Origin of the sequence: Rhodococcus sp. APC 3903 (assembly GCF_030407755.1) — a bacterium.
Lineage (GTDB): Bacteria > Actinomycetota > Actinomycetes > Mycobacteriales > Mycobacteriaceae > Rhodococcus_F > Rhodococcus_F erythropolis.
The window spans coordinates 29,775-48,897 of the sequence record NZ_JASDCV010000017.1 but is presented as its reverse complement, the minus strand read 5'-3'; the positions used below and the strand labels follow the sequence as shown (position 1 = coordinate 48,897).

Genomic DNA, 19,123 nt, shown 5'->3' with positions numbered 1-19,123 from the left:
AGATTCGGTGATCTCGTGTCTTGAAATATCCTCTCAACTGGTATTTCACAGAATGTGTGAGGTTGGCTGAAAGCCGTCGAAGGTTGGCTTTCAGCCGTCGCTGCAGAAGTCAACTTCCTCCTACTGTCGTGGGAACAGCGACGTGCACAGGAGCGCGTCGCACAAAATCGGAGGTTGCAGTGCACGCGCAGATCGTGTTGTTCGACGGATTCGGTCCCATGGATGTCGTGGGTCCGTACGAGGTGCTTTACGCCGGGGGTCTCACCAGCGGTGGGGCGTTGAGTGTCGAACTCGTCAGCGCGGAGGGGCCTCGGACCGTCGTGAGCGGGAGTGGTGAACTCGCGATGACCGCCACTGCAACCCTCGATGTCGAACACGCGGATCTGATCATCGTTCCCGGAGCATCGGGTCTCTTCGAACCCAATGCGGACCAGCCGGGTTCCAGCTTGCCGGAAAGACTCGCGGCCACAACGGAAACCGAACTGCCTGTCATGATGCGCCGTGCACTCGACGATCCTGGTGTGCTCGTTGCGACCGTCTGTGGAGGATCATTGGCGCTGGCGATGGCGGGGCTTCTCGAAGGGCGCCGCGCCGTGACGCACCATCTTGCCGTGGACGCACTGGCGGCCGGCGGTGTAATTCCGATCCAGGCGCGAATCGTCGACGACGGTGACCTGATCACCGCCGGCGGTGTGACATCCGGTCTCGACCTGGGCCTGTACCTGTTGGAACGATGCCTCGGGCCCCGGATAAGTCTCGAGGTCGAAGCGCTCTTCGACTACGAGCGTCGAGGAACGGTGTGGTCGGCGAAGGGCGCCGAGCCTGTAATCACCTTCGCCCCGGACGCCGCGTGAATACGCTTGTGAGCACCGAAACGCGAGAAATCCCATGACCGGAATCCTGCTGTCCCTCCATGTGATTGCGGCCATTCTTGCCATCGGCCCCGTCGCTGTGGCGACGAGTATGTTCCCGGTGGCGAGCCGCGCCGCGCTCGCCGATCCGGACAGCGCCAGTGTTGCGACGACGGGCATGCTGCATCGCATCGTTCGGGTGTATGCCACGATCGGCGTTGTCGTTCCGATGCTCGGTATCGCCACCGCCGTCAATCTCGGAGTGCTCGGTGACCTGTGGATCCTCACCTCGATCGCACTCACCGTCGTTGCCGCCGTGATACTCACCGCGGTCGTGCTTCCCGCCCAACGGCAGACAATGGCGGCGATCGAAGGCACCGGGTCCGTTGTGGACGTCGCAACGCGGCTCACGCGTCGACTGGGCACCGCGACGGGAATCTTCAATCTGCTCTGGGTCGTTGTCGTCGTGCTGATGATCTTTCGGCCAGGATCGACAACCGGCGTGTGATCCGAGGCGACATTTCACGTGTCGGAGGCAGTGACGCTTGACCTTGACACAGTGACAAGGGTTCCACTGGTCGGTGAAGGAGGTGGTTGTCGTGAACACAACCAACCACGGTGGGCAGAATGCTCACCTCGTCGACGCCGTGGCCGCAGCCGATCCCTCGGTTCGGCTGCGCGCCGCGCTTGCGGTCGGCACACGCCCGGATCCTCAGTTGACGGATGCCCTGATCGATCGGTGCGCCGTCGAGCCGGACTTCTTCGTCCGCGACATGCTGACCTGGGCGTTGTGCCGCTTGCCGGCCGAAATCACGGTGCCGAGGCTGATCCGTGAGCTCGGGTCCGACGGCTCGCAAGCCCGCAGTCAGGCGCTCCACACTTTGTCCAAGATCGGCGATCCGATCGCGTGGCCCGAGGTCTCTGCGCTGGTCCACGACCAGGACGACGAGGTTGCGCGCAGTGCGTGGCGCGCGGCTGTGGCTCTCGTGCCGGCGGGAGACGAGGGCGCACTCGCGGCCGATCTGGCCACAGAACTCGGTCGGGGTGAACTGCAGATGCAGCTCAGTCTGAGCCGCGCCCTGACCGGGCTCGGCGAGGCTATGCTCCCGGTGCTCGACGCGGCCGGTACGAGCCCGAATCCGCGTGTCCGAGCGCATGCTGATGCTACAAAGCAACTCTGGCACGACCCCGACGGTGGATTCGCTCTCTCACACGAATTGGCGAAGCGCGTCGCGGCAATCGGACCGGACGCGTAGGAAGGGGAGACGGATGTTGATCGGCGAGGTCTCGCGGCGTTGTGGTGTCAGCACACGGATGCTGCGTCACTACGACACTTTGGGGCTGGTGAAGCCGACGGGCCGCACGTCCGGTGGCTACCGCGAGTACTCCGCTGACGACATCCGTCGCCTCTTCCACGTCGAGAGCCTGAGGACATTGGGGCTCTCGTTGAACGAGGCCAAGCGTGCACTCGACGAACCAGACTTCGCACCGGCCGATTTGGTGGGTGAACTCATGCAACACACTCGGCAACGGATCGCGGCGGAGGAGGAATTGCTGACCAAACTCGAAAGGGTCGACGCCACCGCCCCTTCGGAGTGGGACGACGTCCTCCGCCTGGTCTCGCTGTTGCGTGCACTCGAATCCGAGTTCGCCGCCCACCGTCAGCAAGCGATCCTCTCGCAGGACGCGAATGCGGCATTGCCGGTCGACGCACTCGTCGAGGCCATCCTGTCGGAGAGGGATGCCAACGTGGCGGGAGCATTGCAGTGGGCGTTGGCGAGGACCGAAGGTGCGGGCCTTGCAGGTCTGACGAAGGGGCTCGAATCGGAGGACGTCGAGGTTCGACGCCGCGCGACGTCGGCCATATCCGGGATCAACACCGAGGAAGCAACTCGGTCTCTGAAGCGAGCTCTCGATGATTCGGACGCGATAGTCCGCGCTGACGCCGCTCTCGCCCTCGGAACTCGCGGAGAGACTGTCCCGATGCCCGCTCTCCTCGAGATGGTCGCCGACGGGCGCCGCGACGTCGAGGCAGGCGAGGTGCTCGGTCTTCTCGCGGAGCACTCACCTACAAGCGGTGAGGTCGTCGATGCCGTGCATGCAAGGCTCGACGGCACTGACGACGCCCCGACGAGGTTGCGAATTACGCAGGCGCTCGCTGAGATTCCTGGCGCTGCAGCACGCGAAGCGCTCGCCCGGATCACCCACGACGACGACAAGACGGTCGCGTCCACCGCAGCAGCGATTCTCGAGATGCGCGATCGAGGACCACGTCGGCGCGAACGACCGCGTATCGGGGACTGACAACGGCGCAACTAGTGCGGATCACCCACGCAGAAAAGGTTTCCCGCCGGATCCGCCAGCACGTCCCAGATCGATCCACCCGCCTCATGGAGCTCGAGATCGAAGTCGAGATGTATTCCTCACTCGCGCTGCAGAATCGGTCCGAGCGCCACGTGGCAAGCGATGGTGATCAACGGATAGGGTTCTTACGTGGTGGATCAACGGCAACAGAGTTTGAGACGCAGGTACCTGAGCCTCGGCCTCGGCGAACTGGCTGCCGCGGCCGTATTTGCCGCTGTGGCGGTCGGTGTCGTGATGCCCCGGCTCGAAGGTTCGCAAGACTCCGCGGCACTGTGGTCGGCGCTGGCCCCACTGCTTGTGATCCTCGTGCAAGCAGGTGTTTATTGGCTGCTTGCGCGGGGCCGGGTCGAGTTGGAGTCGATGCCGGCCCGCCTCGCAGCGCTTTACCGCGTGTTTCGGGTTCTCGATGTTCTCTTGTTGGCGATAGCTCTTCTCGGCGTTGTCATCTGGTTACCAGATCACTCCGGCGTGGCGGTGGGCGTCGTGGCGGTGTGGGTTTTCGGCGTCGTCGAGTACGTCAATTACTTCGTGGCTCGTCTCGCCTATCCGCTGCGGCGGTGGCCTTTCGAGGTCGGCAAGTGGCGGAGACCCCAACTTGTGCGCGACCTGAACTCGGCACGCTGACACCGGCAACCAAGTTGTCTTTGCTGTAACGGCAAAATTTGATGCGGGATCGGAGTGAGTTCGGAAGGATCGGTTCTACCCATCCAGGAATGAAGCCTCTTCATCGTTCTTCGCCGAGGAAGGAGAACCACCATGGCAACGTCGCGTCGCAGCCGCCGAGATGCCCCACCACCCCGGACAGGGAATAGCGAGGCAGCCACACTACGAGCGTTTCTCGACTACCTCCGTGATTCGATTGCCGCCAAGGTCGAAGGTGCTCCGGAACCTCAGGTGCGCAACACAATTGTTCCGTCGGGAACAACCTTGCTCGGGCTGGCCAATCATCTGACCTTTGTCGAACGATCGATGTTCCTTGCAGAAAACGTGACGGATTGGAAAGCGACGTTTCAACCGTCATCGGAAGACAGCGTGGACGGTGTCGTCAGTCGCTATCGCGAGACGGTCGAGCGCGCCAACGCAGTTCTCGACGGATGCACAGATCTTGCCGCGCCCATCCCGCGACCGGGGGCGAAACGACCCGCTCCCAGTGTCCGCTGGGCGCTCGTGCACATGATCGAAGAGACCGGACGCCATGCCGGGCACGCTGACATCCTCCGCGAATTGATCGACGGTTCGACCGGACGCTGACGCTGCAACGTGTTCGCCGATGCTTCCGCGCTTTCACCGAGGCGAATGTCCACGGCTGATCCCTGGGCCCACGAGTACACCATCGATAGTTCCGTCGGGAGTCGTTACTTCCCAAGGTAGTTCGGTGGCGGTCGAGGGAATGAGCCCGCCGATCCATTTGGCCACGACACCGATGACCACTTTCTCGAGTTCCACACGTGACCACTTTCGCGGTCGATGCGGAACCGGCGGTTCCCAGCCCTCCTCGCCCCAGATCACGCCGAATAGCTCTCTCTCGTCACCGATCTGCTGATTCAGACTGAATGCGTCGGGACCCTCGAACCGTGCCCAGACGCCGAATGTTCCCTCGCCGTCTTGGTCGAGCGAGACGTCGATGACGATCCCTTCGGTGCGCGGGGTTGCCGCGTTGTGGATCGCAGCCAGTCGATCGCTCACTACCCCCGACGCGGTATCGAGGACAGATCTCAATTCGTCACGGTATTCGGTAGGTTCCACGAGCTCAGCCTATCGAAGGTATCACCCTGCAGGTCTTGCATCGATGAAGCTGGTTTCCTGAATTCGTCTGTAGCGGAGAAGTTTCTACTCTGAGCGTCAGAGATGTCGTGCGACGAACTTTGCCAGCTTTTCGAGTGCCGTGTCGGTGGGCTCTCTCGGCCGAAATGGCAAGTCCCGCCCCCGTCCGGAGACGGGAGCGGGACTCGGGTATCAGCGAACTCGGCAGCGCGTCAGACAGCTTCTTTTGTCGCCTGCGCTGCGAGGGTGAGCGCGATGTCGACGATCATGTCCTCTTGACCACCCACCAGACGGCGGCGGCCGGCTTCGAGAAGCAGTGTGCGAACGTCGATTCCGTAGCGCTCCGAAGCGGCCTCGGCGTGGCGCAGGAAGCTCGAGTACACGCCTGCATAGCCGAGCGTGAGGGTCTCGCGATCGACGCGAACTGGCCGATCCTGCAGCGGACGGACGATGTCGTCGGCGGCATCCTGCAAGGCGAACAGGTCGCAGCCGTGCTCCCACTCCTCGATGTTCGCGACGGCGATGAAGGCTTCGAGGGGGCAGTTACCGGCTCCGGCACCGTGACCTGCAAGCGAAGCATCGACGCGGGTGACGCCGTTCTGCACTGCGACAACGGAGTTGGCAACCGAGAGCGAGAGGTTCTCATGCGCGTGGATACCGATTTCGGTGCCCTCGTCGAGGATGTCGCGGTATGCGCGAACACGATCCGCGACGTCGTTCATCACCAGACGTCCACCCGAGTCGGTGACGTAGACGCAGTGCGCGCCGTACGACTCCATCAGCTTGGCCTGCTTCGCCAGTTCTTCGGCCGGCGCCATGTGGCTCATCATCAGGAAGCCCGAGACGTCCATGCCGATCTCGCGGGCGGTTTCGATGTGCTGCGCGGAGACGTCGGCCTCGGTGCAGTGCGTGGCAACACGAACCGAGCGAACACCGAGGTCGTAAGCATGCTTGAGTTCACTGATCGTGCCGACACCCGGAAGCAGCAGCGTGGTGAGACGAGCGTGCTCGAGTACCTCGGCCGCTGCTTCGATCCATTCCCAGTCGGTGTTCGAGCCGGGGCCGTAGTTGAGCGAGCCGCCGGCGAGGCCGTCACCGTGTGCAACTTCGATCGCGTCGACGCCGGCAGCATCGAGAGCTGTGACGATCCGCTTGACGTCGGTGGGCGAAATACGGTGGCGGACAGCGTGCATGCCGTCGCGAAGGGTGACGTCCTGGACGAAGATCTTGCGGTTGCTCACTTGGTTGCTTCCTTCTGCTGGGCGATGCGCTCCGCGATCTGCATTCCGGCGGACGTCATGATGTCGAGATTGCCGGCGTACGCAGGCAGGTAGTGTGCAGCACCCTCGACCTCGAGGAATACCGACACCTGATGGGTGGGGCGATTGCCGTCGACGAGCAACGTCTCGACGGGCTGGTCGGCCGGGATCTCGGTGATCTGGACTTCCTGCTTGAGGCGGTAGCCCGGAACGTAGGCGGAGACGTCGCCGACCATCTTCTCGATGGACTGACGGATCTCCTCGTGAACAGCCGGGTCCGGGGCGTCGACGAGGCAGAACACCGTGTCTCGCATGATGAGCGGCGGCTCGGCGGGGTTGAGGATGATGATGGCCTTGCCGCGGCGGGCGCCGCCGACTGCCACGATCGCCTCGGATGTGGTCTCGGTGAACTCGTCGATGTTGGCGCGCGTTCCGGGACCTGCAGACTTCGAGGCGATGGACGCCACGATCTCCGCATACGCCACCGGGACGACCCGAGAAACAGCCGCAACCATCGGGATCGTGGCCTGGCCACCACACGTCACCATGTTGACGTTGGGTGCGTCCAGGTGCTCGTCGGCGTTGACGGCCGGCACGACGTACGGGCCGATGGCGGCAGGCGTCAGGTCGATCATGCGCTTGCCGAGGGGAGCCAGCCGCGCGTTGTTGGCGACGTGAGCCTTTGCCGAGGTGGCGTCGAAGACGATCTCGATCTCGTCGAAGTTCGGCAGACCGATCAAACCCTCGACACCTTCAGCCGTGATCGGCACGTTCAGACGCGCTGCGCGGGCGAGGCCGTCCGACGCCGGGTCGATGCCGACCATCGCGCCCATCTCCAGGTAGTCGGAGTTGCGCAGCACCTTGATCATCAGATCCGTGCCGATGTTGCCCGATCCGATGATCGCGACCTTGACCTTGCTCATGCGTTGTCCTCTTCGCTGGAAAAACTGGTGGTGACGGAACCGAACCCGGAGACGGTCACGGTGACTTCGTTGCCTGCGGTGACCGGCGCCATGGGACCGAGTGCGCCGGACAGGATCACCTGGCCTGCCGTCAGCGGCTGCCCCAACTCGCGTGCCGTGCGGGCGAGCCAGACGACTGCTTCGATCGGATCGCCCAGGCAAGCGGTTCCGACGCCGGTGGACACCTCGGTGCCGTCGACGGACATCGACATGACGACGCCGGCGGGTTCCACCTCGTCGAGGGTGCGGCGTTCGGTTCCCAGGACGTACACGCCCGAGGACGCATTGTCGGCGACGGTGTCACCGAATTTGATGTCCCACGACGCGATGCGGCTGTCGCAGATCTCGATCGCTGCGACGGCGTAGTCGATCGCCTCGCGCACCTGCGCACTGTCCAGCGGTCCGTCCACGAGGTCGGCACCGAGCACGAAGGCAACTTCCGCTTCGACCTTGGGCTGGATCAAACGACTCATGGGGATGGTGCCGCCGGCGGGGAACTCCATGTCGGCGTACAGAACGCCGAGGTCGGGCTGGTCGACGCCCAGCTGCTGCTGGACTGCCACCGAGGTCAGGCCGATCTTGCGGCCTACGACGACGGCACCCGCCTGCCGACGGATTTCATCGACGCGGCGCTGGACAGCGTAGGCAGCGACGAGATCGTCGGCGCCGATCAGATCGCGCACCGGTGCGCAGGGAGTACCGCTCGCGATGGCGGCTGCGAGGCGGTCAGCAGCAGCTGAGATGTGCGTCTCGCTCGCTGTACTGGTATTCGTGGGCTGGCTCATGACCATTACTTTCGCCGTGGCGCCGAGATTGCGCCAGGGAACTGTCTCACTCAGCGATACGCTGGGCAGGTGACTGGCGGCGCAAACCTCGACACCGTGCTCGGCAAGGCGGTGACGATCCTGCGTGCCTTCCGGGCTGACGACCACGTGTTGCCTCTCGCCACCCTGGTCCAACGGACCGGACTGCACAAGGCAACGGTGCACCGCCTGGCCAACGAACTGGTCGCGAACCGGCTACTCGACCGTATCGACGGTGGCTACCGGCTCAGCGGCGGCCTCTTCGAACTCGGCATGCTCGCCTCCCTCGAACGCAGCCTCCTGGAGATGGCAATGCCGTTTCTCCAAGACTTGTACGAGCGGACCCACGAGACAGTTCACCTGGGAGTTCGCGACGGCCACGACGTCGTATACGTCGCGAAGATAGGCGGACACCGGCAAGCCAACTCGCCGTCCCGGACCGGTGGCCGGATACCGCTGTATTGCACCGCAATCGGCAAGGCACTCCTGGCTTTCTCCGACAACGAATTTCGTCGCGAAGTGTTGTCGGAACCGATGACCAGACGCACCCCGCACACGATCGTTGCGCCCGGCATTCTCAATACCCAACTGAACCGAGTGGTCGAGACCGGTATTGCGTTCGAGCGCGAGGAATCAGCGCCGGGTCTCGCGTGCGTTGCGGCGCCGGTATTCGGGACCAACGACAAACCCGTCGCCGCCATCAGTGTCACCGGTCCCACCAGTCGCTTCGTTCCCGAGAGCCAAGTGCCTTACGTTCGCGCCGCTGCCGAAGGCCTACACAGCACCATCGCTCGCCGCGAACGACTGCGGTGATCCGGCCGTCCCGGCCTGGACGAGCCCGGTCAATGCCTGCGGCAAAGGCCCCTCGTGTAAGACGCCGAGACGTTGGGTTGCGCGGGTGAGGGCGACATAGAGTTCCGACGCGCCGCGGGGGCCGTCGGCGATGATTCGCTCCGGTTCCACGACGAGCACGGCATCGAACTCCAGACCCTTCGTTTCCGAAACAGGCACAGCGCCCGGCACGTCCGCAGGTCCGATGACGATGCTCGTACCCTCGCGCCCGGCCTCGTCCTGATTGAATTCGTCGATGGCGGAGGCTAGTTCGTCGGAGGATATTTGTCTGGACCACGGCGCGATCCCGCAGGCGCGGACGGACTCGGGTGGCTGCACGTCCGGCGCGAACTCGGAGAGCAGAGCGGCGGCGACGCTCATGATCTCGGCGGGGGTGCGGTAGTTCACCGACAGGGATCGATAGATCCAGCGGCCGGGGACGTACGGCTCCATCATCGTCGCCCACGAGCGGGCACCTGCGGGTGAACGTCGTTGCGCGAGATCACCTACCACCGTGAAAGACCGGTCCGGGCAACGGCGCATCAGGACTCGCCAGTCCATCTCGGACAGCTCTTGGGCCTCGTCGACCACGATATGCCGGTACGTCCAGTCTCGGTCAGCAGCAGCGCGTTCGGCGAGTTCCCGGGTATCGCGTTCGACGAAACGATCCGCCAGGTCCTCGGCGTACAGCATGTCCTGGGCGAGAAGGTGATCCTCGTCGTCCATCAGATCCTCGCGGCTGATCATCATGTCCAGCACGCCCGCTGCATACGCGGCCTCGTCGCGGCGTTCACGTTCGGCACTCTGGTCGACGGGCTTGTCCCGGCCGAGCATGTCCACCAACTCGTCGAGTAACGGAACGTCCGAGACAGTCCAGGCGTCACCGTCCTGGCGAAGCAGCTTCTCGTCCGCGCCTGCCGCACGTAGACGAGCGGGAGAAGTAAACAGCTGTGTCAGTAGCTCTTTCGGAGTCAGGATCGGCCAGAGCGTGTCGAGCGCCGCGGTAAATGCGCTGTTCTCCACCAGCTCTGCGGTCAGGTCCGTCCGCACTTGCTCCCAGGCTTCACGGTCACTGCGTGTCAACCACCCCTTGCCGATCCGCGCTATCGCCCGTTCGGTCAGCGCCCAGGTGAGGATTTCGGTGAACACAGTGCGTGCGTCGTTGTGGGGGAGTCCGCTCGAACGGGCTTCTTCTCGGGCCCACTCCGCGGTTTCGGCGTCGATCCGCACCGTGACGTCCGCCAATTCGATCAACAGTGGGTTCTCGGGCAATTGCTGGTGATCGGCAATCGCTGCGCCGAGAACGTCCAGGATCTTCAGCGAACCTTTGAGCCCAGCGGCCTCCGGAGTGTCCTCGGAGGTGACGCGTAGACCGGGAACGAGATCACCGGTGGTCATGAACACCACGTCGGACTCTCCCAGCGAGGGCAGTACGCGGCCGATGTGGTTCAGGAACGCCGGGTTCGGCCCGACCACGAGAACGCCGTGACGTTCCATCCGCTCTCGCTGGGTGTAGAGCAGGTAGGCGACGCGGTGCAAGGCGACGACGGTTTTCCCGGTACCTGGGCCACCTTCGATCACCAGCACCCCGGGGTGTTCGAGTCGGACGATGTCGTCCTGTTCGGCCTGGATGGTTGCCACGATGTCCCGCATTCCCTCACCGCGGGGTGCGTTGACTGCCGCGAGCAGGGCGGAATCGCTGTGCGTGTCGTGTTCTACGCCGTCGGGGCGCCCGAGTACCTCGTCGGTGAAATCGACCACGCGTCGACTCCGGGTGCGGAACTGACGGCGTCGACGCATGTTCTCCGGGTTGGCAGCAGTGGCAACGTAGAACGCGCGAGACGCCGGCGCCCGCCAATCGAGCAGCACCGGTTCGTAGTCGTTGTCCGCATCGAGAAGGCCGATCCGGCCGATGTAGGAGGTCTCGCCCGACAGCGAGTCCAACCGGCCGAAACACAGTCCGTTGTCGGCTACGTCCAGCCTTTTCACCTCTTTGGCAAGCGCGCGCACCTCGGCGTCGCGTTCCACGAGTGCTTCGCCGTTTCCGCGCAGAGCGGTGTTGTACCTGCCTTTGACTCGGGCGCGCTCCGCATCGAGGCGTGCGTAGAGCCCCTCCACATAGTTCCGCTCGGATCGCAGTTCTTCTTCGTGTCCCTGGGTTGGCACGTGCCCTCACTTCCGCTGGCTGTCCCGATCCCGTAGTCGGTCGTGCGGGATCGGAAGAGCCATTCTGCGGCACTACCCGGGCCTTGCCGCAAGGCCCCCAGTGGGATATATATTGATAGTGGAAGGGAGTGTTGATCCTCCCTCACAGTTCTTGTAACAGATCCCCCAGACTGACGTATGGCTCCCAGCCTGGTCGATGTTTGGACCCTGAACGCCACGGGTACAAATCTAGTGGCCGGTGTTCCAAAATCGGTTGCCCTCATGAACTTACGTGGATCGAGGGATTGTGAAGGCGATACTGGCAACGGCCGCAAGCATCCTTCTGGTGGTTGCCTTGGCCGTTGCCATCTTGCTTTTCCTTTCCGGATCTCCGCGCGAAAGCACCTCACACGAGCTTGCCGATACGGTGCACACGATCGGCGGAAAGCCGACCACCTGCGGCGAGTTGTTCGGCGAAACGTGCAGCTTCGCTTTGCAGTCGGACTACAACCTGTGGGGACAAGACCTCGACAGTTTCGTCAATGCGGGAACTCTCGGTCCCTTCGCCCGCAGCATCGGCTTCGTGGCGGAGGCAAAGCTGAGCTTGCAAGCATGCGAGGTCAGCGCCGCAGCTGGTCGGACGATTCTCGATTTCTACACTCTCGCCGAGATCGACCACCCTGCGGCAACCACCACCGACCTCTTCCCCTTCTGGAACGAGTCCCGCCAATTCCTGTGCCCGGTAAACAGTTTCTGAGAACGGTTGATCGTTACTCGAGGAACGACCTCGTCGTTCGGCTACGACGAGTCATGGTCTGCGCCTAGTCGGTGCACGGATGTTTATGCGAATTTCGACGGGGTAGGGCCTTCTGTGTGGGAGTCCTGCCTGTGTGGGAGCCCTGAGCGAGAATCCGAAACGTATTGGAGGGTCAACGTGCCAGATGACAAGAGCGGTCCCAGCGAGGGAATCAAAGGCGTAGTAGAGGACGTCAAGGGTAAGGCCAAGGAAGCCGTTGGTGCGGTTTCCGGAAACGACAGTTTGACCCGAGAAGGCCGCGCCCAGCAGGACAAGGCCGAAAGCCAGCGAGAGGTCGCGAAGAAAGAGGCAGAAGCCGAGAAGGCTCGCGCCGAAGCGGCCGCAGACGAAGCGCGACAGAAGTCCGAGCAATAGCCCTGACGCACTCGTCACCCTCGGCCTGGGATTGATCCCAGCCCGAGGGTGAGTCGTGGCTCCGCGTTCAGTTTGAAATCTCTACTTACTTAGGGCGTAACAAGATTCGTGCGCCCAGCATGACGATCAAGAGGAGCTGTTCGATGCCTTCATCTCAGTCCGTCCCAGGTGCACCGGCCCCGAAAGCGCCGGACCTGAAAGAACCGGTCAAGCCTCGACAGCCGTTGCCGCCCAAGGACGACCAGCGGCAGCCGGAGGTGCGTACCGTCGCGGGTGCCGAAGAGAAGGTGAAGGGAAATGGACGTGGCCAGCGGGGGGAGTACCTCACCACCGCCACCGGTACACGGCTTTACGAGACCGACCACTCACTGACCGCAGGCGAGCGGGGCCCGACTCTTCTGCAGGATCACCATCTGCGTGAGAAGATCACACACTTCGATCACGAGCGAATTCCGGAGCGTGTCGTCCACGCCCGCGGGGCGGCCGCGCACGGCACGTTCCTGGCGAATGGCGCAGCCGAAAACATCTGTAAAGCCTCGTTGTTCGCTTCAGGTGCCAGAACCCCGGTATTCGTACGCTTCTCGACAGTTCTGGGTTCACGCGGTTCGGCGGATACCGTCCGAGACACACGCGGCTTCGCCACCAAGTTCTACACCGACGAAGGTGTATTCGATTTGGTGGGCAACAACATCCCGGTGTTCTTCATCCAGGACGGAATCAAGTTCCCAGACATCATCCATGCCGCGAAACCCCACCCGGACCGGGAGATTCCGCAGGCGCAGAGCGCGCACGACACGTTCTGGGATTTCGTGTCGCTGCACACCGAAGCCACCGCGCACACATTGTGGAACATGTCCGATCGAGGCATCCCGCGCTCCTATCGCATGATGGAGGGCTTCGGCATTCACACGTTCAGGCTCGTGAATGCCGACGGCGAGACGAATCTGGTGAAATTCCACTGGAAGCCGGCCGCCGGAGTGCATTCACTCGTGTGGGAGGAAGCGCAGATCGCCGGCGGTGTGGATCCGGATTTCCATCGACGCGATCTTGCCGACGCCATCGAGGCCGGCGCATATCCGTCCTGGGATTTGGGCGTGCAGGTGTTCCCTGATACCGAAGACGAAATGTTCGAAGGCATAGATCTATTGGATCCCACCAAGATCGTGCCCGAAGAACTAGCGCCGGTTCAGGTCATCGGAACGATGACACTCGACGCCAATCCGACGAACTTTTTCGCCGAGACCGAGCAGGTTGCATTCCATCCGGGCCACTTGGTTCCGGGCGTCGACATCACCAACGATCGTCTCCTGCAGGCGCGTTTGTTCTCGTACCTCGACACCCAGATCACGCGACTCGGTGGCCCCAACTTCGACCAGATTCCGATCAACCGTCCTCACGCTCCTGTCAACGACATGCTTCGCGACGGCTTCCATCAGGACGGTGTGCATACCGGAGTCGCGCCGTACCATCCCAATTCGTTGGACGGTGGGTGCCCGTTCATGGCCTCGGCGGACAGCGCGGCCTATATCGAGGTGCCCGAGGAAGTTTCAGGGCGAAAGGTGAGGCAGGCGCCGGCATCGTTCGACGATCACTTCTCGCAAGCTCGACTCTTCTATCGCAGTCTCTCCCCTGTCGAACAGGAGCACGTTGCGCAGGCGTATACCTTCGAATTGGGCAAGTGCTACGAGGAGAACATCAAGACCCGGAATCTGGGCATCTTGGCGAACATCGACGCGGGTCTCGTGTCGATCGTCGCAGGGGGGCTTGGCCTTCCGGTTCCCGAACCGACGGAGCCGTTGAGCGATCCGGAGCTCAGCCCTGCACTGTCTCAGGTTGGCGCGGAATGGCCGGTAGACGGAAGGATCATCGCGCTACTGGTCGACGAGAACTCCGATCTCGACACCGTGGTCGCCATTCGAGACAAGATCTTCGACGCCGGCATGGTGCCGCTGATCCTCGGCCCGCACGGCGGAACCATCGGGGACGGTGACGACGCGGTGACGGTGCAGCGAACGTACCTCACAGCTCGTTCGATCGAATTCGATGCAATCCTGCTGAGCGGCGACGTTTCTCGGATCGGCGAGGGCAAGTTGGATCCACGGGTGGAGACTCTGCTGAACGAAATGTATCGTCACAGCAAGGCAATTGGTGGTTGGGGTGAGAGCATGAGTGCGCTGGCTGCCGCCGGTATCGACGAGTCTGCATTGGGAGTCGTCGTCGATGCTGACGCGGAAGGAGCCCTCGCCTCACTCGCTCAGCTTCTGAAGACACACCGCGTGTGGGGGCGTTTCGAGGTGCCGCCCACATCCTGAGTGCCGGCGTACGTTCGAACTTGCGGTGTGGCCGAACTGCCAACTCGGCCACACCGCAAGTTCGGCCACACCGTCGGAGTGAAGACGAGTGAAGGGACGAAACAGTGGCTCGCAAGGACTCACAACCTCAACTCAAGGATCAAGAACTCTACGAAGAGCTACGTGAGAAGGGCGATTCCAAGGAGAAGGCGGCTCGAATCTCCAATGCGGCCGCCAATCGAGGGCGGTCGACTGTCGCCAAGTCCGGCGGACAATCTTCGCCGTACGAGGAGTGGACGGTCGACGATCTGAAGAAACGCGCCAAGGAACTCGATCTGCACGGGTACTCGAAACTGAACAAGGGTGAGCTGATCGAGAAACTCCGCAATCACTGAGCTGCATTCTGCTCGAGTTGTATTCTGCTTGTGCAGAATACAACTCGAGCGTTCGGTTCAGTGCCCTTCTTGATCGAAGAGTTCCTGACCTTCCAGTCGCTTGACCCGACGGTGTTCCATCAAGATGGCCAGTGTTCCGACGACGAAGGACACGACGCACACCGCGCCGGCGATGACTGCCCATCCGCGAAATCCGTAACCTGCTGCCACCAAGGTCAATCCGAGTGTTGCCAGACCCAGCCCGATCAGCAGGTATCCGGGATAGTTGCGCCCGTCGCTGATTGCCTCCCCGACGTGCGATCGATTGGTGTGTTCGTCATCTACCGGTGAACTCCCGCTCATGTTGGTCACGGCGCACTCCATCCTTCGCTCATGAAGACTTGCGATTCTTCGCTCGTCGTCGGTTCACAGGGCAACTACCCGATCGATGGGTGAATGAAACAGATGGAGTAGTGCCGAAGTGCGGAGAAAGCCGTACGCTCGAAGTATCGGGTGTGGAGGAAAACCGGTGCGAGGAAGGCCTATGAATGGGAAGCCGACTCCTGACCTATTCTCGGTAGGTACACCGACTCTCGGTGTCGAGGAGGAGTTTTTGCTCTGCGATCCGCAGACTGGGCGTCCCAGTCTGCGCAACTCCGAGGTTGCTGCTGCCGGGCGAGAACTCGGTATCTCGTTGCAACTCGAACTCACACGTTGTCAGGTGGAGACTTCCACTTCGATCGGCAGCCACATTCGTGACCTTCGTGACCAACTCTGTGAGTCTCGTGCCCTCACCGCCGATGCCGCTGCCCGCGTGGGATGTCAACTCATCGCTGTCGGAACGCCTTTCTACGATCCACCGGTCGACGAGATCACGCAGAAGTCGCGGTACCAACGGATGGCCGGTCAATTCGGTGCAATCACCGAAGGTGTGATGTGCGGTTGCCACATTCACGTGGGTGTCGAAGATCGAGAACGATCGGTCCAGATCATCAATCATCTGCGTCCATGGTTACCAACTTTGTTGGCATTGACGGCGAACTCCCCGATCAGCGGGGGACGCGATACCGGTTATGCGAGTTGGCGTTACGTTCTGTTCGGCAGATGGCCCAGTTCGGGTCCGCCACCCTTCTTCGAGTCCGTGGGGCACTACGAAGATGCCGTTGCAGCGATGCTGGAGACGGGGGTCATTCTCGATCCGCACATGGTCTATTGGGACGTGCGCATGTCGGATCACCTTCCCACCGTGGAGATTCGGATCAGCGACGTGCCCGCCACCGTGGAGGAGACGATGACTCTGGCCACACTGGTGCAGGCACTCGTCGGCACCGCATCCGCTGCGATCACCAAAGGTGAGGTTGCGCCTGCCGTCGATCAGGAGCTACTCCGCGCGGCTTGCTGGCGTGCAGCAAGCGACGGACTTGACGGCAGGTCGCTCGACGTGGAATCCGTGCGCTTGCTGACTGCACATCAGGCGGTTCGGCGATTGGTGGATCATGTCGAACCTGCTCTGACCGCATTCGGAGAGTTCGAGCAGGTCACGGCTTCCTTGGACAAGATCTTCAGGAACGGAAACGGAGCGATCGTGCAGCGCCGGCAACTCGCGCGCCGGTCACGGGTGGCCGATGTGATCGACGAGTGCGCCCGACGCACTTTCGAAGGGTGCAGTTCACAAGGTGGCAGTGAGCTGTAGGGCACGGTTGGAATTGGCATTCCGAGACTTCCAATTTCTTATCGAGGTCACCGATCGGACAGCAGGAGGAGCAACATATGAATGGCGATCCACGACCCGAGCTTCCGTCGGACAAGGATCTCGACGATATGTGCAGGCAGTTGGCTGCAGTAGTAGAGGAACACGGTCTGTCGGTGGCGACGGCGGAATCGTTGACCGCCGGGAACATCGCCGCACATCTAGGAAAGGCGCCGAACGCCGGTTCCTGGTTTTGTGGCGGGATCGTCGCATATACCCGAGCGGTCAAGCATTCCGTTCTTCATGTTCCTGACGGCCCAGTCGTCTGCGAGGACGCTGCTCGGGCCATGGCACACAGCACTGCCACACTGTTCGGCGCGACGTTGGCACTGGCCGTCACCGGCGAAGCCGGTCCGGATACCCAGGAGAACGTCCCACCGGGAACTGTGTGGTTCGGAGTCGTCGACCATGGGACCGCTGAAACAGAGAAACAGGTCTTCTCAGGTGACCCCGAAGCCGTCCTGGGAGCAACCGTCGAGCATGCGATCGGTCTACTTCTGCGTCACGCGTCCGGTCGCCGCACACCAAGTTCGACAGGCGTGGTGTAGTCGAGAATTCAACTGTTCGAACGATTCTTGTGATGTCCCTTGTGTTTCGCAGGAGCCTGAGCAGTAGGAATCAGACGGCCGTCGGCCGTGTATTTCTCGACTACAAGGTGCTTGCTGACGCCTCGATTGGCATCCACGGCGCACGCGATTGCTTCCTTGTCGGAGTCGAAAGGTTCCTCGGTCGAGGAGCCGTCGGGCATCGTGATCTTGTACCGATCCATACATCGACTATTGCGGGTAGATCCGCCTCCGACAACCTTTGCTCACGGAAATGTCGGCCAGGAGAACAGAAGGTCAGCGGGTCCAGTAATCTTCGGGCCTTCGACCTGAACGGAATCCGTAGTGTTCGAGCATCGCTGTCGCTTCCGGGAAGTTCGCCGCCAGAGCCTCGGGCACATGGGCATCGCTTCCGAATGTCACCGCTTTGCCTCCCTCTTCGCTCCACCACTGGGGTATCCAGGACCACAGTCGACGGGTGTTCATCTCGAGCGCCCGACCGCTTTCGGCGATAGCGCGCATCGCATTTCGGAATCCGTCCTCGAATCGGCGGGGATCGAAAGGTCCGGCGATTTCGGTCGGCCATGCACGCACGGCGTAGTCGATATGGGTGAACACCTCGAAGGTCTGAGAGCCAGCCACCATACGCGGGATCTCTCCGAGGTAAGCCCACATCACTTCGTCGGCGCCCCACTTTCGAAACAGGGTGTTCGGTTCACTCCGATCGTCGCCGACTTCGAGCGTGTGCAAGGACCCCAATACCCGGTCGATCACACCGAGATCAAGGAGGTGCGACGCCTGCGCTTCGTGCAGGTGCGGTTGTCCGAACTCGACTCCGGTGAGAATCCGCAATTCAGGAAAACGGTGTCGACATCGTTCGATGCTGTCGAGATAGCCGTCGAGGTCGAGGATGGGTGCGCGGACGTAGCCGTCGGTGCTCAGCAGGTGATGTTGATGGGGCATCAGATCTGCGGCGGTTGTGCGCCACCGAGCATCGAAGTCGAGATGCTCGGTGAACACCAACGCGGGCAATCCGATTGCTTCGGCACGTGCGCAAGTCTGTTGCATTCGCCCGGAAGCGTCGGACTGTGGCCCGCCGGTATCCCACGACCACTCGCTGTGAACATGACTGTCCGCGGGTAGTTGCATGTTCAGTTCGTATCAGAGCGCGGAAGTTCTGGTGTGATTACAGTTCGGACTGGCGTACGAAGTCGCTCTGTGCGTGGGTGCCCCAAATTTCGGAGGACTGAGTCTCGGGTTCGCTGTCCAGCTTTCGAACTTCGTGAATGAAGTCCACTCCGTTCAGTTCGTCGGACGGAACCGACAGAAGCTTGCATGTGGTGCTGACGAAGAATCGCTGGACATCTTCCAACTCGAGACGCCCACCGAGCCGGTACCAGTGCGCAACCCCGGTGCACATCTCCAGTATCGCGAGTCGGCTCAATGCCAGATCTTCGATGTCGAAGGCGCCCACGCGTTGTCCGCGTTCGAGGATCTGTCCGAAAAGAAGCTCGTACTCGTCGCGCAGCGTCTGCAACTCGATGCGGTTGTCTCCGGTCAATCCGCGCATCTCGTACTCGGCGACGCGGGCAGTCAGTTGGTTGACAGCGGTAATGCCGACGTGCGACGACACCAGGCCGGCGAGCTGGACCACGGGATCGGCGCTGCGGCGCATCGCCCGCTCTCCCGACTGTGTCAGCTCGTCGAGGCACGACCGAATGATCGAGGCCAACAGTGACTCTTTGCTGCCGACGTAGTGATAGAGCGTTGCCGAGTTGATGCCGGCTTCTGCTCCGAGTTCACGAATGCCGGTAGCGGCGAACCCTTTCGTCGCGAACAGCGTGACTGCCGCCCGTTGAACGCGCCCCAGGTCCATGATCCTCATTTCGGTTGGTTGCCCAATCATGCTAGCATCGCCGCCGAAATCGACTGACCGTCAATCAATTGATTGATAGCTGTCTGTGTACTGGCAAATTACATATTTATTCATCAATCGATCGATTGAAAAATGCT

Annotated in this window: 22 protein-coding genes; 13 read left to right on the top strand and 9 right to left on the bottom strand. The window is 62.0% G+C overall.

Features of this window, described 5'->3' with window-relative positions:
* Positions 1-179 precede the first annotated feature (179 nt).
* The 6 genes from QMA15_RS22840 (at position 180) to QMA15_RS22815 (ending at position 4,466) form a co-directional block, all read left to right on the top strand.
* Entirely contained in the window at positions 180-854 is a 675-nt protein-coding gene (locus QMA15_RS22840) for a DJ-1/PfpI family protein (protein WP_290286643.1), read from the top strand.
* Positions 855-888: 34 nt separating this feature from the next.
* Entirely contained in the window at positions 889-1,359 is a 471-nt protein-coding gene (locus QMA15_RS22835; RefSeq protein ID WP_290286642.1) for a DUF2269 family protein, read from the top strand.
* Between the two features lie 82 nt (positions 1,360-1,441).
* Entirely contained in the window at positions 1,442-2,107 is a 666-nt protein-coding gene (locus QMA15_RS22830; protein ID WP_290286772.1) for a HEAT repeat domain-containing protein, read from the top strand.
* Positions 2,108-2,120: 13 nt separating this feature from the next.
* Entirely contained in the window at positions 2,121-3,155 is a 1,035-nt protein-coding gene (locus tag QMA15_RS22825; protein WP_290286639.1) for a MerR family transcriptional regulator, read from the top strand.
* Between the two features lie 189 nt (positions 3,156-3,344).
* Entirely contained in the window at positions 3,345-3,839 is a 495-nt protein-coding gene (locus tag QMA15_RS22820) for a hypothetical protein (protein ID WP_290286637.1), read from the top strand.
* A 132-nt stretch (positions 3,840-3,971) separates the two neighbouring features.
* Complete coding sequence (locus QMA15_RS22815; RefSeq protein WP_047889414.1) at positions 3,972-4,466, top strand: DinB family protein; 495 nt, start codon at positions 3,972-3,974, stop codon at positions 4,464-4,466.
* Positions 4,467-4,499: 33 nt separating this feature from the next.
* Here the strand turns inward: QMA15_RS22815 and QMA15_RS22810 are convergent, their stop codons facing one another.
* The 4 genes from QMA15_RS22810 to QMA15_RS22795 all read right to left on the bottom strand — a co-directional run bounded on the left by QMA15_RS22810 (position 4,500) and on the right by QMA15_RS22795 (position 7,985).
* Positions 4,500-4,961, bottom strand: coding sequence for a DUF6389 family protein (locus QMA15_RS22810; protein ID WP_290286634.1), 462 nt, complete (start codon positions 4,959-4,961; stop codon positions 4,500-4,502).
* A gap of 230 nt (positions 4,962-5,191) precedes the next feature.
* Positions 5,192-6,220, bottom strand: a complete 1,029-nt coding sequence (gene dmpG / locus QMA15_RS22805) for a 4-hydroxy-2-oxovalerate aldolase (protein ID WP_020909650.1) — start codon at positions 6,218-6,220, stop codon at positions 5,192-5,194.
* Complete coding sequence (locus QMA15_RS22800) at positions 6,217-7,161, bottom strand: acetaldehyde dehydrogenase (acetylating) (RefSeq protein ID WP_020909649.1); 945 nt, start codon at positions 7,159-7,161, stop codon at positions 6,217-6,219. Before QMA15_RS22800 ends, dmpG begins: the two co-directional genes overlap by 4 nt.
* On the bottom strand, positions 7,158-7,985 hold the full coding sequence (locus tag QMA15_RS22795) for a fumarylacetoacetate hydrolase family protein (protein ID WP_070796009.1): 828 nt from the start codon (positions 7,983-7,985) through the stop codon (positions 7,158-7,160). The genes QMA15_RS22800 and QMA15_RS22795 overlap by 4 nt, the downstream gene beginning before the upstream one ends.
* A 69-nt stretch (positions 7,986-8,054) precedes the next feature.
* On the opposite strand from QMA15_RS22795, the gene QMA15_RS22790 reads away from it, so the two are divergent.
* Positions 8,055-8,816 carry an IclR family transcriptional regulator gene (locus QMA15_RS22790; RefSeq protein ID WP_020909647.1) on the top strand — a complete coding sequence of 254 codons (762 nt, stop codon included), beginning with the start codon at positions 8,055-8,057 and terminating at the stop codon, positions 8,814-8,816.
* On the opposite strand, the gene helR is transcribed toward QMA15_RS22790, so the two are convergent.
* Positions 8,778-11,000: an RNA polymerase recycling motor ATPase HelR gene (gene helR, locus QMA15_RS22785; RefSeq protein ID WP_290286628.1), complete on the bottom strand. Its 2,223-nt coding sequence runs from the start codon at positions 10,998-11,000 to the stop codon at positions 8,778-8,780. The genes QMA15_RS22790 and helR overlap by 39 nt on opposite strands.
* Before the next feature lie 271 nt (positions 11,001-11,271).
* On the opposite strand from helR, the gene QMA15_RS22780 reads away from it, so the two are divergent.
* The 4 genes from QMA15_RS22780 (at position 11,272) to QMA15_RS22765 (ending at position 14,836) form a co-directional block, all read left to right on the top strand.
* Entirely contained in the window at positions 11,272-11,736 is a 465-nt protein-coding gene (locus QMA15_RS22780; protein ID WP_290286626.1) for a hypothetical protein, read from the top strand.
* Positions 11,737-11,913: 177 nt separating this feature from the next.
* Positions 11,914-12,150 (top strand): CsbD family protein, encoded by a 237-nt coding sequence (locus QMA15_RS22775; protein WP_003943084.1) that lies wholly within the window; start codon positions 11,914-11,916, stop codon positions 12,148-12,150.
* A gap of 143 nt (positions 12,151-12,293) precedes the next feature.
* On the top strand, positions 12,294-14,462 hold the full coding sequence (locus tag QMA15_RS22770) for a catalase (protein ID WP_029537226.1): 2,169 nt from the start codon (positions 12,294-12,296) through the stop codon (positions 14,460-14,462).
* A 104-nt stretch (positions 14,463-14,566) separates the two neighbouring features.
* Positions 14,567-14,836, top strand: a complete 270-nt coding sequence (locus tag QMA15_RS22765; protein ID WP_205907097.1) for a Rho termination factor N-terminal domain-containing protein — start codon at positions 14,567-14,569, stop codon at positions 14,834-14,836.
* Positions 14,837-14,893: 57 nt separating this feature from the next.
* Here QMA15_RS22765 and QMA15_RS22760 read toward each other — a convergent pair whose 3' ends face one another.
* Positions 14,894-15,199 (bottom strand): hypothetical protein, encoded by a 306-nt coding sequence (locus QMA15_RS22760; RefSeq protein ID WP_019745955.1) that lies wholly within the window; start codon positions 15,197-15,199, stop codon positions 14,894-14,896.
* A gap of 160 nt (positions 15,200-15,359) precedes the next feature.
* On the opposite strand from QMA15_RS22760, the gene QMA15_RS22755 reads away from it, so the two are divergent.
* Together QMA15_RS22755 and QMA15_RS22750 are read left to right on the top strand one after the other, a co-directional pair.
* The gene (locus QMA15_RS22755) at positions 15,360-16,508 is read left to right on the top strand and encodes a glutamate--cysteine ligase (protein WP_290286620.1); all 1,149 of its coding nucleotides are present in this window, start codon (positions 15,360-15,362) and stop codon (positions 16,506-16,508) included.
* 77 nt (positions 16,509-16,585) lie between these two features.
* Complete coding sequence (locus tag QMA15_RS22750) at positions 16,586-17,113, top strand: CinA family protein (RefSeq protein WP_290286618.1); 528 nt, start codon at positions 16,586-16,588, stop codon at positions 17,111-17,113.
* 8 nt (positions 17,114-17,121) lie between these two features.
* Here the strand turns inward: QMA15_RS22750 and QMA15_RS22745 are convergent, their stop codons facing one another.
* From QMA15_RS22745 to QMA15_RS22735, 3 genes are all read right to left on the bottom strand, one after another.
* Positions 17,122-17,334 carry a hypothetical protein gene (locus QMA15_RS22745; RefSeq protein WP_019745952.1) on the bottom strand — a complete coding sequence of 71 codons (213 nt, stop codon included), beginning with the start codon at positions 17,332-17,334 and terminating at the stop codon, positions 17,122-17,124.
* Between the two features lie 73 nt (positions 17,335-17,407).
* Positions 17,408-18,259, bottom strand: coding sequence for a PHP domain-containing protein (locus QMA15_RS22740; protein ID WP_290286617.1), 852 nt, complete (start codon positions 18,257-18,259; stop codon positions 17,408-17,410).
* Positions 18,260-18,296: 37 nt separating this feature from the next.
* The gene (locus tag QMA15_RS22735; protein WP_290286616.1) at positions 18,297-18,995 is read right to left on the bottom strand and encodes a TetR/AcrR family transcriptional regulator; all 699 of its coding nucleotides are present in this window, start codon (positions 18,993-18,995) and stop codon (positions 18,297-18,299) included.
* Between the last annotated feature and the right edge of the window lie 128 nt (positions 18,996-19,123).